The organism is Paenibacillus sp. NPDC057934, from assembly GCF_042887565.1.
Classification (GTDB): domain Bacteria; phylum Bacillota; class Bacilli; order Paenibacillales; family Paenibacillaceae; genus Paenibacillus_AQ.
This window is the reverse complement of the sequence record NZ_JBHVPB010000015.1, coordinates 1-14,793: the sequence shown is the minus strand read 5'-3', so window position 1 is coordinate 14,793 and position 14,793 is coordinate 1. Positions and strand designations below refer to the sequence as shown.

11 protein-coding genes, 12 tRNA genes and 1 rRNA gene are annotated in these 14,793 nt (G+C 48.2%); 6 read left to right on the top strand and 18 right to left on the bottom strand.

All coding sequences use genetic code 11. The annotated features are described in order from the left end of the window. Positions 1-84: 84 nt before the first annotated feature. The 4 genes from ACFVRY_RS26815 to ACFVRY_RS26800 all read right to left on the bottom strand — a co-directional run bounded on the left by ACFVRY_RS26815 (position 85) and on the right by ACFVRY_RS26800 (position 5,558). Positions 85-699, bottom strand: a complete 615-nt coding sequence (locus ACFVRY_RS26815) for a zf-HC2 domain-containing protein (RefSeq protein ID WP_066366312.1) — start codon at positions 697-699, stop codon at positions 85-87. 121 nt (positions 700-820) lie between these two features. Next, positions 821-1,387, bottom strand: coding sequence for an RNA polymerase sigma factor SigW (gene sigW, locus ACFVRY_RS26810; protein ID WP_066366323.1), 567 nt, complete (start codon positions 1,385-1,387; stop codon positions 821-823). A 267-nt stretch (positions 1,388-1,654) separates the two neighbouring features. Next, on the bottom strand, positions 1,655-4,447 hold the full coding sequence (gene ppc, locus ACFVRY_RS26805) for a phosphoenolpyruvate carboxylase (protein WP_387503356.1): 2,793 nt from the start codon (positions 4,445-4,447) through the stop codon (positions 1,655-1,657). A gap of 214 nt (positions 4,448-4,661) precedes the next feature. Beyond that, positions 4,662-5,558: a LysR substrate-binding domain-containing protein gene (locus ACFVRY_RS26800; protein ID WP_387503354.1), complete on the bottom strand. Its 897-nt coding sequence runs from the start codon at positions 5,556-5,558 to the stop codon at positions 4,662-4,664. Between the two features lie 197 nt (positions 5,559-5,755). Between ACFVRY_RS26800 and ACFVRY_RS26795 the strand changes: the two genes are divergently transcribed. The 4 genes from ACFVRY_RS26795 to ACFVRY_RS26780 are packed head-to-tail and all read left to right on the top strand — an operon-like array spanning position 5,756 to position 10,991. Further along, a complete protein-coding gene (locus ACFVRY_RS26795) occupies positions 5,756-6,721 on the top strand; it encodes an ABC transporter ATP-binding protein (RefSeq protein WP_387503352.1) in 966 nt (321 codons plus the stop codon). A 60-nt stretch (positions 6,722-6,781) separates the two neighbouring features. Next, entirely contained in the window at positions 6,782-7,864 is a 1,083-nt protein-coding gene (locus ACFVRY_RS26790; RefSeq protein ID WP_387503350.1) for an ABC transporter substrate-binding protein, read from the top strand. A 5-nt stretch (positions 7,865-7,869) separates the two neighbouring features. Then, positions 7,870-9,549, top strand: a complete 1,680-nt coding sequence (locus ACFVRY_RS26785) for an ABC transporter permease (protein ID WP_387503349.1) — start codon at positions 7,870-7,872, stop codon at positions 9,547-9,549. Continuing rightward, a complete protein-coding gene (locus ACFVRY_RS26780; protein ID WP_387503348.1) occupies positions 9,546-10,991 on the top strand; it encodes an MBL fold metallo-hydrolase in 1,446 nt (481 codons plus the stop codon). The genes ACFVRY_RS26785 and ACFVRY_RS26780 overlap by 4 nt, the downstream gene beginning before the upstream one ends. Before the next feature lie 660 nt (positions 10,992-11,651). On the opposite strand, the gene ACFVRY_RS26775 is transcribed toward ACFVRY_RS26780, so the two are convergent. Further along, complete coding sequence (locus tag ACFVRY_RS26775) at positions 11,652-12,173, bottom strand: ArpU family phage packaging/lysis transcriptional regulator (RefSeq protein WP_387503417.1); 522 nt, start codon at positions 12,171-12,173, stop codon at positions 11,652-11,654. 273 nt (positions 12,174-12,446) lie between these two features. On the opposite strand from ACFVRY_RS26775, the gene ACFVRY_RS26770 reads away from it, so the two are divergent. Both ACFVRY_RS26770 and ACFVRY_RS26765 read left to right on the top strand, forming a co-directional pair. Then, positions 12,447-12,875 (top strand): helix-turn-helix domain-containing protein, encoded by a 429-nt coding sequence (locus ACFVRY_RS26770; protein ID WP_387503347.1) that lies wholly within the window; start codon positions 12,447-12,449, stop codon positions 12,873-12,875. A gap of 62 nt (positions 12,876-12,937) precedes the next feature. Beyond that, a complete protein-coding gene (locus ACFVRY_RS26765; RefSeq protein WP_387503346.1) occupies positions 12,938-13,351 on the top strand; it encodes an ImmA/IrrE family metallo-endopeptidase in 414 nt (137 codons plus the stop codon). A 193-nt stretch (positions 13,352-13,544) separates the two neighbouring features. Here ACFVRY_RS26765 and ACFVRY_RS26760 read toward each other — a convergent pair. The 13 genes from ACFVRY_RS26760 to rrf all read right to left on the bottom strand — a co-directional run. Then, a tRNA-Pro gene (locus ACFVRY_RS26760) sits at positions 13,545-13,618 on the bottom strand. Between the two features lie 14 nt (positions 13,619-13,632). Beyond that, positions 13,633-13,706 (bottom strand) — tRNA-Gly (locus ACFVRY_RS26755). 12 nt (positions 13,707-13,718) lie between these two features. Beyond that, a tRNA-Pro gene (locus ACFVRY_RS26750) sits at positions 13,719-13,792 on the bottom strand. A 12-nt stretch (positions 13,793-13,804) separates the two neighbouring features. Further along, positions 13,805-13,881 (bottom strand) — tRNA-Arg (locus tag ACFVRY_RS26745). Between the two features lie 7 nt (positions 13,882-13,888). After that, positions 13,889-13,963: transfer RNA gene (locus ACFVRY_RS26740), tRNA-Gly, on the bottom strand. 7 nt (positions 13,964-13,970) lie between these two features. Further along, positions 13,971-14,054 (bottom strand) — tRNA-Leu (locus ACFVRY_RS26735). A 16-nt stretch (positions 14,055-14,070) separates the two neighbouring features. After that, positions 14,071-14,143 (bottom strand) — tRNA-Lys (locus ACFVRY_RS26730). Positions 14,144-14,213: 70 nt separating this feature from the next. Next, a tRNA-Gln gene (locus ACFVRY_RS26725) sits at positions 14,214-14,288 on the bottom strand. A 52-nt stretch (positions 14,289-14,340) separates the two neighbouring features. Further along, positions 14,341-14,416: transfer RNA gene (locus tag ACFVRY_RS26720), tRNA-Val, on the bottom strand. Between the two features lie 41 nt (positions 14,417-14,457). Next, a tRNA-Glu gene (locus ACFVRY_RS26715) sits at positions 14,458-14,532 on the bottom strand. A 9-nt stretch (positions 14,533-14,541) separates the two neighbouring features. Beyond that, positions 14,542-14,617: transfer RNA gene (locus ACFVRY_RS26710), tRNA-Thr, on the bottom strand. A 1-nt stretch (position 14,618) separates the two neighbouring features. Continuing rightward, positions 14,619-14,694 (bottom strand) — tRNA-Asn (locus ACFVRY_RS26705). Between the two features lie 5 nt (positions 14,695-14,699). Beyond that, positions 14,700-14,793: ribosomal RNA gene (gene rrf / locus ACFVRY_RS26700) — 5S ribosomal RNA — on the bottom strand; the annotation flags it as partial.

Below are 14,793 nucleotides of genomic sequence, written 5' to 3'. Positions count from 1 at the left end.
TAAGGATACGACAAAAAGGCAACAAAAAAGCGCCATCTTTCCGGAAAAAGAGGCGCAAAGGATATGCCTGCAAGGGGCCACTGCTTAACGGTAGGCAACTTCAGAGAACATGTTCGTGACTTTATACCAGATCCAGCCTACCGCTTGGTCTATGCTTTTGACTTGACCGGAAATATGGGCCGTTGAAGCCTGATACAGAGAGCCGTCGATGACTGTTACATTGCCGTTAACTTCCCCGTACACCTGGGTTTTGCCATTCTCCACCGTAAGATCACCGGTAATGATTTTGCCGGAAGGTACAATAACTGTATCTCCCTGGATAACAACCTGATCCAGGTTGGTACCTCGAACCACCAGTTGTCTATCCTGATTCCAAAAAGAAACAGAGCTCATCAACATCACCAAAATAAAAATCGATGCCGCCGTAAGGGCAGGATGTCTCTTGATCCAGGTAATAAACCGTTTCTCCTTCTTGGATTTCGGTAAAGAATTCATTATCCGGCCTACAAGATCTTCCGACGCGACAGGACTTTGGTGCATCAGGGAAAACATCAACATATCGGTCTGTTCCAATTCATTGAACTTCGCACGGCATTCCGGGCAGGATAGAAGATGCTCCTTCAATTCCCTCTGCTGCTGTTCGGGCAAGTCGTCATCCAAGTAATCATGCATCATAGAGACGGCCAGTTTGCATTCCATAGGAGCCAATCCTTTCGTGAGTGCTATTTAATTTTTCCAAGACACAGGGTCGGGTCATAAGACTTGCTCATCATACATACGTCCCTGATCTGAAGATGTTTCATAATTTCGCTGGTTATTTTTACATTTTAGGGCCTAATTTTTTACGTAAGAATTCACGTCCACGGTGCACACGGGTCTTAATCGTAGTCACTGGCATATCCAGTACATCACTAATCTCCTGAAGTGACAGGTCCTGCAGATATCTCAGGATCATCACGGATCTGTACTTCACAGGCAGGCTGTCAATCGCCTCATAGATGGTCCTCTGTGTCTCCGAGAGCAACAGTTCCGTCTCCGGTGTCACATTATCGCTCGGGATCATGGAATAGCCGTCAATGCCATCCTGATCGTTCATCTCCGCATCCAGCGAATAGGTCGGTTTGCGCTTGCGCAACCGGTCTATGCAGAGGTTCGTGCCGATCCGGTAAATCCATGTCGAGAACTTCTGTTTGTCATCATACCGATCGAGATTTCTGTAGACACGCAAAAACGTCTCCTGAACAATATCCTCCGCCTCATGGCGGTTGTTCAGCATCCGGTACGCCAAATGATATATTTTGTCTTTATATAGTTCCACAAGCTCGGCAAATGCCCTTTGGTCGCCCTTCAGGGCGAGCTTTGTCAATCTGCCTTCCAAATTCTCCACCTGTCAACTCCCCCAGACTTGCCGCCCTTGGCATTCAAACCACTGAATATCCACGGTACAAGCATTTAAATCGTAATTCAAGTTTGTGTAAAAATCAAGGATTGTATTGTTACCTTCTATGTCATATGAGGAAAAAAATACTGCTTGCAGCAGCAAAACAGGAAGATGTACTGGATCCCTTCCATCTAAACAAAAAAGCCGTCCGCCCAGGCAAAGGGCGAACGGCTTGGTATCCATCATAAACACACAATATAACATGTTAATTCATCAGCCAGTATTCCGAAGTCCGGCAGCGACACCGTTGATGGTCAGTAGCACCTCACGCAACAGTTCAGCGTCATCCCCATCCTGATCGCGCAGCTCTCTAAGCTCGGACAACAATTGTACCTGCAGGTAGCTAAGCGGATCGACATACGGATTCCGCAAGCGGATCGACTCCTGAATAACCGGAACGTTATCCAGAATATCCTGCTGACCTGTAATTTTCAGAATCAGCTCCGAGGTAAGCTTGAATTCCGCATCAATCTGACCAAAGATGCGCTGACGAGCCTCTTCATTTTTACCCATGCCGGCATATTCCTTCGCAATAACGAGGTCCGCCTTGGAGATGGCCATTTGCAGTGTGTCAATCAGTGTTGTGAAGAACGAGAATTTCTCATACATCGTTTTCAGGATGCTAAGGTTCTCCTCTTTACCGTCATAGAAGCTTTGCAGGCCGGTTCCGGCAGCGTACCACGCTGGAAGCAGATATCGGCTCTGCGTCCAGGCGAACACCCAAGGGATGGCCCGCAGGTCTTCAAACCGGTCGCTGTTCTTGCGCTTGGAAGGACGGGAACCAATATTTAGCTCGCCCACTTCAGGCAGCGGAGTCGACTCTTTGAAGAACGTCAGGAAGTCTGGATCACGGAAGATCAGATCCTGATATTTGTTCAGGGAGACTTCCGAAATTTGCTTCACAATCTCTTCCCACTTGGACTCGTCCAGTTCAGTTTGCGGCATTCTAGCATTAACTGCAGCCGTTACCAGCGCCGAAGTGGCTTGCTCCAGACTGCGGTAAGCAATCCCCTTCATCGAGTAACGTGAAGAAATAACTTCACCCTGTTCCGTAATCTTGATACCGCCGCCAATTGTAGAGGCCGGTTGGGCCAAGATACTACGGTTCAGTGGCATGCCTCCGCGGCCAAGTGCACCACCACGACCGTGGAAGAACTTCAGCTTGATGCCGAATTTATCAGCGGTAGCTGTGATTTCATTCAGGGCCACTCGTAGTTCCCAGTTCGCAGTAACCACACCGCCGTCTTTGTTACTATCCGAATAACCCAGCATAATTTCCTGCATATCATTCATCGCCAGTACAGCTTGACGGTATACAGGCAGATTGAATAACGTCTCCATGATTTGTGGTGCTTCATGCAGATCATCAATGGTCTCGAAGAGTGGTACAGCCTGAAGGGTACATACAACCGTCCCGTCGTTATCTTTACGGAACAAGCCCACTTCCTTCGCGAAGACCATAACCTCAAGAATATCACTTGCTGCCTGTGACATACTAATGAGATAGCTAGTGATGCACTTCTTGCCATATTCATCCTGTGCTTTGAAGATTGTCCGGTAAACTTCCAGACATTCTTCTGTACTCTCACTGTAGTTCTGATACGGAGAGGTCAACGGACGCGGATCGTTCAACAAACCTTCGAGGAGAACGATCTTCTCTTTTTCTGGCAACTTGGAGTAATCCGGTGTGATGTTCATCTTCTCCAGAATCTCAGTCATCGCATTCTCATGCTCCTGACTATGCTGGCGAACATCCAGTGTAGCTGTATGGAATCCGAAAAGCTCTACCTGCCGGATCAGTTTCTTAATATAGGTATCGGCCACATAATCGGCATAGTGATGCCGTAGACTGCGGTCGATAACGTTTAGGTCGTGGATGAACGCCTCAGGTGAGATATAACGCTCAGGCGTGCCCTTTTTCTCATCGTCGAGCACATTCTGTGTCTTAGAGATCATATAGCTTAGCTTGATCCGGTAAGGCTCGTTATCATTGCGCCAAGCATCGCCCCGGTGCAAGTTGATAATTTCCCGATCCTCTTCAATGGAATCCAGCAGCTCCTGTGTCACGTCCACAATACTGGTACTGAAGCTAAGATACTTCATCAGTTCCCGCATAATCCGCTGGTATTCCCGGATAGCCAGCTTGCGCTGCATTTGCAGCGTCTGCAGGGTCACGGAGGCCTTCACTGAAGGGTTACCATCACGGTCGCCACCGATCCAGGAACCAAAACGGAGGTACGTAGGCACATGCCAGTTCTGACCCGGATAATATTTACTTAGACATCGTTCAAGTTCTTCATATACATCCGGCAAGACATGGAAAATCGTCTCATGGAAATAATACATTCCGTTACGAACTTCATCCAGTACTGTAGGCTTACGGTCACGCAGTTCATCCGTCTGCCACAGTGTAATGACTTCATTCAGCAGCTTCTCACGAAGCTGTTCCCGCTCACGGAAGGTTAGGGTAGGATTATCAAGGTACATAACATCGTCGGCTATCCGTTTATGAATATCGAGAATGGCCCGGCGCATTGCTTCCGTCGGGTGGGCTGTAATGACCAGCTCCAGAGACAGGCCTTGTATAATCTCCCGGACCTCTTCATGTGAGAAATCACGTTCTCTAAGTCCTTGAATCGCACTTTCTATAGAACCAGGCTGTACAGTTTCACCGGCTGACCGCTCATAATCACGTTTGCGGCGAATCCGATGATTCTGTTCGGCAATATTCACCAATTGAAAATAAATGGCGAATGCCCGTATAACCTGATGACGATTCTCCGAATCCAGAGAATTAATTAACTCCTTAAATTCACTGTGCAGTTCTGGCAAAAACAATGAGCGCAAAGACTTACTGGTCTCGCGGATCTTCTCCACAATTTCCAAAAGTTCGTTGCCGCCTTGGTGAACCAAGACCTCGCCCAAAATATTCCCCAGGAACCGTACGTCCCGCCGCAGCAGATTGTTCGAGTTGCTCTTGCTAACGGTAGTCGTAAGTTCGGTCATGCTGCTCCCCCCATCCTCTCACGGATCAATGTCTTTAGCATTGTCTCTTTGAAGCTTTCCTCATATCATACAATAAAACCGCCCGGAAATCTTCATCTTTATTACGCGGTAAAGCGATACAGTAATTTTGATTATACACGAATTTCTCCATTATTACAGTCATTTCATCATAATGTATTTCTACATATTATACCGGATATCGTCAATAGCGTATTCAACCTTGCTCTCTTGACTGCAGAAGATCCATAAATAATCCCATAAGTGGAGAAAAAAAACGTTCCCTATGATAAGAGCAGAAAATGTGTCTTTGGAACGGATAATTGGGAATACTTCGCATCATTAGCTTCCCCCTGGCGACCTCATCCTCTACTGCCATTCTGGAGATAAAAGATACATGTTTCCCGCCCAGCAGGGATTGCTTGATGGCTTCCAACGAATCCAGAAGCAGCGAAGCTCTGGGTATGAAACCTCCTTGTTCGAACCATTTATTGGTTAACTGCCGCGTACTTGACTCCATGTCATGAAGTATAAAACTTGCAGATGCAATCTCAGCCGGCTGCAGCACACTGCGAGAAGCCAGTGGATGTTCGGGTGAAAAGACAAGCACTAGCTCATCTTCGCATAAGGCGGTGCTAAGAAGACCTGGCTGTTCAAAACGCTCGGTAGAGAGTATTCCGATGTCAATCTCATGGTTTAATAGCATCTCTTTAATGGAAAGGAATGGTTTTACCGTCAAAGAAATTGTCGTTCTGGGGTACCTCTCACTGAATTCTCCCAGAATTCCTGGCAACAGATAAGTAGCTGGTACATAGCTTGCGCCAATTCTCAGTGTACCGCGCCCGGCGTTCCCGAACTCCTTTACCACCCGCTGAGCTTCTGCCGCCAGTGAATTGATTTTGACCGCATAGTGGAGGAAGGCCCGTCCGCTCTCCGTCAGGATCATCTTGTCCATTCTTGATTCAAACAGCTTCTCACCCAACTGTTCCTCCAGATTCTTCAGATGGTAAGTAACAGTTGGCTGTTTCAACCCAAGTGCTTCAGCTACAGGTGTGATTTTCTTATGTTTATCCAACAGCTCTACAATTTGCAGCTTAATTAAATTTAGATTCACTCTTATCCTCTCCCTCATGCGGCTAGATCCATCCTAGCATAGAAAAATTCTATGAGTGTTAAGGGAATTGCATGAAAAAGTTAATAACGACGTTACACTCGGCAAACATACCGGGAACCCTTCTTCTTTACACTAAGTACATACCAAGACAATCCATCAAAAAGTAAAAATTAAATATTTATGACAGGGAGAAAGAAATGAACGAGTTAATCATTCGCGATCTTGCCAAAAGCTTCGGAGACGTTCAAGCCCTGAAGCCGGCTAATCTGCACATCAAGGCAGGAAGCTTCACGACACTGCTCGGACCGTCCGGTTGTGGCAAAACCACATTGCTCCGTCTGCTTGCAGGCCTTGAGACGCCAGATGCGGGAGAGATTTTGGCGGATGGTGAGCCCATTTATTCAGCGTCCCGGAGAGTGAATCAACCGGTTCACCGCAGAAACTTCGGGATGGTCTTTCAGGACTTCGCGCTCTGGCCGCATCTGAGCGTCTTCGAGAATGTTGCCTTTGGACTGCGAGCAGCAAGGCAGAAGCAAGATTTGCAGGGACGGGTACTTGAGGCACTGCGGACGGTCAGACTGGACGGGCTGGAAGAACGATATCCGCACCAGTTGTCAGGCGGACAACAGCAGCGGGTAGCCTTTGCCAGAGCAGTTGTCACCCGCCCACGGCTTGTCCTCTTCGATGAGCCACTGAGTGCTTTGGACGCCATACTCCGCGATGAAATGCGGGTCGAACTGATCTCGCTGGTCAAGAACATTGGGATTACCGCCTTGTATGTAACCCATGACCAATCCGAGGCTATGTCGATGTCAGACGAAGTTGTAGTCATGCAAGGCGGCCATATCCTTCAGAGAGGGGCGCCTGAGGAAATCTACCGTACGCCAAGGCATCCTTTTGTCGCACGATTCATTGGTAAATCTAATTGGGTGATCCCGGATCAGCAAATGCTTCGTCCAGAGCAGCTCCGCTGGTCCCAAGAGGACGATTCCAATCTATCCTTTCATGGTACGATCCGGCATGTCAGCTATATGGGCGATCGTTACGAAATGATCCTGGATATGCAAGAAATGGGGCAATGGACTGCCTATCATGAACAGCGGCTGCGCGTCGGCGATAACGTATGTCTGTATGCTTCTCCTGGGCAAATTCACACAATCTGAATTCATCCGGATAATAACTTTTGCACTGAACTTCAACCTAATTATATGGAGGTATTATCAATGAAAAAATGGGTCAATCAGAAACGAATCGGCAGTCTTCTTCTCACCACAGTCTTGGGGTTGAGCCTTGCAGGCTGCGGCAATGCCAACACACCTGCTGCGGATGCAGCCACTAATGGAGCAACTGGGAACACAGCTGTGGATCCAACTGCCTCTCCCGCTCAGACAAGCCTTAGTGGTAATCTCGTGGTATATAGCGCAGGCCCTGAAGGCCTGGCGAACAAGATCAAGGAAGGTTTTGAAGCAAAGACTGGCGTAAAAGTCGAGATGTTCCAAGGTACCACTGGTAAAATCCTCGCCCGCATGGAAGCGGAAAAATCAAATCCGGCCGTGGATGTTGTCGTACTGGCTTCTCTTCCTTCGATGCAAGGAATGAAAAAAGAAGATTTGCTGCTTCCATATAAGGAAGCTGTCAATTCGGACAAGCTGGTGAGCGACTGGTCTGATCCAGACGGCAGCTATTTTAGCTACAGCGCCTCCGCACTTGGCATTGTCTACAATACGAAGAAAGTAACTACACCTCCAACTTCCTGGTCGGATCTCAGCAAGCCAGAATGGAAAGGACAAGTTAACATCCCCGATCCATCACTGTCCGGCTCGGCGCTTGATTTCATGACTGGCTATCTGAGTGCTCAAGGCGAGTCCGGTTGGGACCTCTTCAAGCAATACAAGGCTAATGGAGTAGCGATGGCTGGCGCAAACCAGGAAGCACTTGATCCAGTAATTACAGGTGCCAAGTCCGTAGTTGCTGCAGGTGTAGATTACATGGCTTACAAGGCAAAAGCTGCCGGTGAGCCGGTTGACATCGTCTATCCTGCCGAAGGAACTGTGATCAGCCCACGTCCGGCTGCGATTATCAAAACAAGCCCAAATGTAGACAACGCCAAAGCTTTTATCGACTACCTGCTTTCTGATGAGGCACAAGCCATGGTCTCCAAGGCATACCTCCTGCCAGGCCGCACAGATGTTAAAGCTGAAGGACGCGCCAACCTGGATGAGATCAAGACTTATGATGTGAAGTGGGACTGGATGAACGACCACGGCGATGAGGTCTCCACTACCTTTACGGATCTGTTTAAATAAGCATTATGAAGAAGTCTTCTGTACGTACCTTTCAATGGAGAGGGGGCAGCCTGGCACTGGGGATATTGGCGATCCTGGTGCTGCTGCCGCTGCTCTTGATTTTCTGGACAAGTATTTACCCGGGCGGCAAGCTTGATATTGCTGCACCTTTAAAAACCATAGTGAACAACAACGGATTGATAGAGGTTCTACTAAACTCGCTGGGCCTCGGCGTTAGTGTTATTGCACTGACTACCGTTTTTGCTCTTCCACTGGCCTGGATTATGGCGAAAACGTCAATCGGCCGTCATCGCTGGCTGGATGTTGTTCTGTTGATTCCCTTCATGACACCGCCCTATATCGGTTCTATGGGCTGGATGCTGTTTATGCAGTCCGGGGGATATATGGAGCAGTTGCTGCCCGCTTCAGCGGCGGTTACTCCCCATTTCTTCTCCTACTGGGGCATGGTTCTGATTATGAGTCTGCATTTATTTCCTTTTCTTTATCTGTTGCTGCGTAACTCGCTGCTGCAGATCGGCGGCAGTCTGGAAGAGGCCGCTTTGGTTCATGGCGCATCTTTTGCTTATAAGAGCAGAAAAGTAATCCTCCCCTTGTTATTATCCAGTTATGGACTGGGCGCGCTGCTGATCTTTGTCAAAACAATTGCTGAATTCGGAACGCCGGCAACCTTTGGCCGCAAAATCGGCTTCTATGTTCTTACTTCCGAAATTCACCGGTACATCGCCAGTTGGCCAATTGATTTCGGTAAAGCTACCTCATTAGCATCTGTATTGCTGGGGGTATGTTTGGTCATGTGGTACATCCAGACCTTGATTAGCAGTCGTTACTCCTACCGTCTGGTTGGCGGCAAAGGAATGCGTAGCAAAAGCAAACCCTCGGGAGGACTTGCAGGCTTAGCCAGTTGGGGTTATCTAGTATTCCTGCTAATTGCTTCGATTGGGGTGCCTTATTTCTCCATTATCACCGCTTCGCTGCTCAAACTGCGGGGAGAAGGCTTGTCTTGGGGGAATTTGACACTGAATCATTATCGGGAGCTGCTGTCCCCTGGTTCTCCTGGAATGCATGCGCTAATCAATAGCTTGGGTCTGGCTGTAGCCGCTTCTTGTATCGCAGTAATTCTGGGCACCTGGTTCGGACTGACCATTGGCAAAGCCACGTCATGGAGACAAAAGCTCACCGATCTCTTCAGTTTGCTGCCGAATACTGTGCCAGGCATTGTACTTGTCGTGGGACTGATTCTGTTCTGGAACGCCCGCTGGATGCCCATTCCGCTATACAATACGTACGGCATGGTCGTGCTAACTTATGTAGTGTTGTTTCTTCCTTATACCGTGCAATATGTAAAATCAAGCTACGGACAGCTGGACCCCGCCCTCATGCAGGCGGGCCAAGTGTTCGGCGGCAGCCGGATCTATGTCTTTAGGCGTATCCTGCTACCGCTGATCCTGCCCGGCATGGCCGCAGGCTGGATGATGACCTTCACCATTTCCAATCGGGAATTGGTCGCCTCATTGCTGATCCTGCCCCCGTCTATGCAGACATCGGCAACTTATATTTTCGCTCAGTTTGAGCAGGGCGCTGTCGCACTCGGTATGGCCATGGCCGTAGTTTCTGTCGGCATCACAACCGCCTTGCTACTGGCGATCGAATATCTAAACCCTGACAGAAAGCGGAGACAACGATGACTACACTAACCATATGGGGGGGCGCCGGGGAGCATGGGCGCTCCTCTTATCTTATCAGGAACGATCAAGCCGGCATTTTGCTAGACTGCGGAGTCAAAAAAGAAGCAGGAAGTGAGTATCCGCTGCTGGAAGCAGAGAGAATACCGGAACTGATAGCCGTCTTTCTCTCTCATGCCCACGAGGATCACTCAGCTGCACTGCCTCTTCTCTATAAATACGGATATAAAGGAAAGGTGTGGACGACCCGGGAGACGGCGCTGCAGCTGCCGGATTATTTTACGGCTTGGCGTAATTACGTGACTGCAGGACCGACCCCACTTCCTTTTGAACAAGCAGATTGTGAGGCGATTGAGTTCGCCTATCTAGAGGAACACACTGATCCGTTAACCTGGCATTGCCTGGCTCCAAGTGTTCGCGTTATGTGGGGTCGTAGCGGCCATATGATCGGATCGATCTGGGTGGCCCTGGAGTGGGACGACAAAACCATCTTCTTCTCCGGTGACTATACTGGAGAGTCCCAATTGCTGGCGGTGGATGATCCGGGATTGGTATTGTTCCATTCTGCCATGCAGAAGACCAAAGAGGACAACAATGGGAAAGCAGACGGGAAAACGGTGGAGGAAATAGCTGAAACGGCAACTAAAGCGACAATTAAAGTGACAAACAAAGAGACTGTTAGAGGGACGAGTGAGAAGGTCTTAGCCGTAAGTAATGCAACCCAGCCTTCCGTAGATCTATCTATTATTGATGGAGCTTATGGCGCTGATCCTGAGACTCAGCAGGATAAGTTGCTACAATTGGAGTCAGCAATCCGCAGCACACTGGAGGCAAATGGGACCGTCCTTCTGCCTGTGCCACTGTACGGACGGGGTCAGGAGCTGCTCGTCTGGGCTGGGGAACAATTCCCGGATACAACGCTGATCGCGGAAGATAGGCTGCTCGCACCTCTACGTGGACTTGAACAAAGCTCTGTCTGGCTGAGAGAGACGGCTGGCTCACATATTCAGACACTCCTCAGCAGTGACCAACTGTGCACAGTCTCAGATCCAGATCAGCGTAGGCAGGCTATGAATCAGCCACAAGGAGCTATTATCTTTACAGATGATGGCATGCTGCTCTCTTCTACAGCTCGCTGGTATTACGATCAATTACTGAATAGCCCCAGCAGCCAGGTTATCTTCACAGGGCACCTACCAGCAGGCAGCTTTGCACATGGCCTGCTGACGTCCCCTCCTGCTAGCGGACCTGCGATCTCTTTGGTCCGCTACAAGGTCCATCAGGGCCTGCCGGATATCCGGTACATGCTGCACAGCATTCCCAGCCGTCAGACGGTACTCGTTCACGCACCCGATCATCATAATCGGCAGGCGATCACCCTGCTCCAAGAGGAGGGCGCTACTGGACTGCTCGCTCTTTTGCCCGGGGACCAAATACGCTTCTAGTTAAATTCACTTCTATGTAAAAGGCTGATACAACAGAATCCTTTGGTTCTTGTATCAGCCCTTTGTATTATTCTTTTTTTAACGATTGCAGGTAATCCCCTCCCCCTTGGTCAGCACATCGTAGCCCATGACCTTCGCGCCCCAGTGCTTCGTCAAGCATTGGGAGCAAAGGCCACTCCCTTATCCAAAAAAACGTCAGCGATTTTAAACACTATGAACAGTCTCTTTCATCCCTCCGTTCCTAGATAAACAAAAACAGATAAAGTCCTTATATAGGAACTCTATCCGTTTAAGACTATGGCAGTTGAGCGAAGAAACTTTTCACCGCACTCTTAGTTTTTCAGCCTTGTTGGCCCGATGTGTAGTGGAGCATTCATGCTCCTGCGGTGTCCTTCTGCTTCATTTGCCATGTAATAATCATACCCCCTTATTTCGTGCACAGAGACGGTATTACGGCGAACTTCAGCAGAGTTTAAGGATGGAATAGAGTGGTTTTTAGTAGAGAATGTACGTTCTGTTTTGGTATATAGAAGTATTAAGCAAGCAGACCTAACATATAAAAAAACTGCATCACCCACATTGCGGATGATACAGCTCCTATAATTTCACTAGTTTTAATAGCTTCAATAATCCGTGACCCCGGATCCCTTCCTGGGTTATTTAGAAGTGGCTGATACTCTCTAAGGAGGAGCCACCTATTTCTAGCTTCTGCGGCTTGGATGTACCTTTTAAAAGAGAGTCCAGTGACAGCAGCCCAAGGTCGGTTAATGCCAGCGCCATTTTATAAAAAGCCTTGGAACGTATCTTCACGTAAGTGTCCTTGCTGACCGGCGGATCAAACACATGATTGTATATCGTGTAATCGTACATCTCATCTCTTCTCATATACCTTTCCCGTACCAGTTGCTGCTCTCTTGTGTCCAGTCTCTCCACCACCGTGTCTATAGCCGCGCAATAAGCTCTACGAGCTGCGGGCACATCCACATTATGTGTGACGAGCGCTGTCGTCTGATCTGTAGTAGCATTCGTAGGTCCATGAAAATGTCCAGTATAACAATAAGTGCTAATTGCCTCCTTGACCTCAAAGGTAACCGTTTTGAAAATACGATATTTCTCCAGCATGCTTTCTATAGTGATCTGTGTCCGGCGACGGTCCAGTTCAGGTAAAGAAGATAGGTTCAGCACAGCATACACTCCTTTGTATTATATTTGCAGTATTTCTCCAAGAATTGTGGTAAAATTCTATTCGTTCGTATTTTGTTCGCCTTTTTCAATAATATACCACCTCTCTTCCAATTCCGTAAAATCCGATTTACGGCTGTACGGGCCGGTTAACAGCTGCTTTTCATCACTTCTCTTGCCTTTTGGCAATAAACCATCCTTTGTTGTTTACCTCTTGGCAAAAATGGCTTATATTATTTACAACAGCTAACAGTGCAGAAGGAGTGGATAGTGATGGAACAAGAATTTGGCCGTTTTTTAAAAGAGCTTCGCGAACAAAGAGGACTAACCCTCAATCAATTAGCATCTGCAGCAGGTGTCAGCGGTTCACAAATCTCACGGATCGAGAATGGTCTGAGAGGCATCCCGAAGCCGGCAACCTTACGTAAGATCGCTGAAGCAACAGACTGTTCTTATGAGGAACTGATGGAACGAGCAGGGTATTTACAAGATCAAGGAGCTGTCGAAGCCGAAATCGTCCCTGAATGGGCTACAAATAAGGACAAGCGTGACTTCCGCAAAATGCTGGAGGATGACGGTGAATTGATGTTCGATGGTATTCCGTTGGATAAGGAGGACAAGCAGAGGATTAAAGACGTGCTTACAGGGCTGTTCTGGGAGGCCAAACAAATGAATAAACGCAAAAAGCCCAAACAGGATTAAGTGTTCGAGGCGCTCCATAGAGGAATACAACAAATACACTAAACGTACTGCAGGTGAAGACAATGGATGAATTGATTAATAATCTGATTAAAAAATATAAGACCAACTGTCCCTTTGAAATTTCCAGAGCACTTGGCATTCACATTCGTTTTATGGATCTGGGGACAGGAACAAAGGGATTGTATTATCGGAAATTAAGAAGAAGATTTATCGTCATTCATAATGAACTGCCTGTAGAATGGCAGCGATTCGTTTGTGCGCATGAACTGGGGCACGACCGACTTCACAAAGGTATTAATCGTTTTTTCCTGGAAGAGAACTCTTACTTCGCTCCTGGTAAGCTGGAAAGGCAGGCTAATGCCTTTGCAATTCAGCTGCTGACCGCCAATACTGCGCCAGAACAGGACGAATCACATCAAGGCTACTACTTGAGATTAGGTATTCCACCGGAGGTACGACTATTTTTACAGGATTAATTAGAATGTACACATCGTCGTCCCCATCAGCCAGTCAATTACATAATTCTGTCCTGTTAATCAGATGATTGATAGTTCTAATTCAGCTCTAGGCTTTTTCAAAGTTGCAGTACTTAGCACATCGCTCATGATTAGAAAAAGTTACACAACAAAAAAACTCTTACCAAAGTAAGAGTTAATTAGTAACTAAATATCGGGATGACACGATTTGAACATGCGACCCCCTGGTCCCAAACCAGGTGCTCTACCAAGCTGAGCTACATCCCGAAGGTATAAAATTATGGAGCGGGTGATGGGAATCGAACCCACGCTATCAGCTTGGAAGGCTGAAGTTCTACCATTGAACTACACCCGCAAAGATTTAAAATCGGGATGACACGATTTGAACATGCGACCCCCTGGTCCCAAACCAGGTGCTCTACCAAGCTGAGCTACATCCCGATAATATTAAAATGGCGCGCCCTGAGAGATTCGAACTCCCGGCCTTTTGATTCGTAGTCAAACGCTCTATCCAGCTGAGCTAAGGGCGCAAATTTATGGAGCGGACGACGGGAATCGAACCCGCGACCCTCGCCTTGGCAAGGCGATGCTCTACCGCTGAGCCACGTCCGCATATAAGTGGTGCGCGTGAAGGGACTTGAACCCCCACGTCGTGAAACGCCAGATCCTAAGTCTGGTGCGTCTGCCATTCCGCCACACGCGCACAATACTAATAAAAGTGAGCCATGAAGGACTCGAACCTTCGACACCCTGATTAAAAGTCAGGTGCTCTACCAACTGAGCTAATGGCTCATAAGTTAGGTGTATCCGATAAATAATCGGACTCTTCACCAAAGCTTAACTTCACTTGTTTAGAGTGAAATGGCTGGGGATATAGGATTCGAACCTATGGATGACGGAGTCAAAGTCCGTTGCCTTACCGCTTGGCTAATCCCCATTAATGGATACCTATATATTATCCAATATCTCCTCATTTATGAAGGTGATAATGGTGGAGGCTGAGGGGATCGAACCCCCGACCCTCTGCTTGTAAGGCAGATGCTCTCCCAGCTGAGCTAAGCCTCCATATGTATAGTGACCCTTGATGGGCAACGATAAGTAAAAATTGGTGACCCGTAGGGGATTCGAACCCCTGTTACCTCCGTGAAAGGGAGGTGTCTTAACCCCTTGACCAACGGGCCTTAAACTTGTGGAGCTCTCAACCGGATTCGAACCGGTGACCTCTTCCTTACCATGGAAGCACTCTACCTACTGAGCTATGAGAGCATGGCTCCCCGAACAGGACTCGAACCTGTGACAACTCGATTAACAGTCGAGTGCTCTACCAACTGAGCTATCAGGGAATACTGCTTGGCGGCGTCCTACTCTCCCAGGACCCTTCGGTCCAAGTACCATCGGCGCTGGAGGGCTTAACGGTCGTGTTCGGGATGGGTACGCGTGGA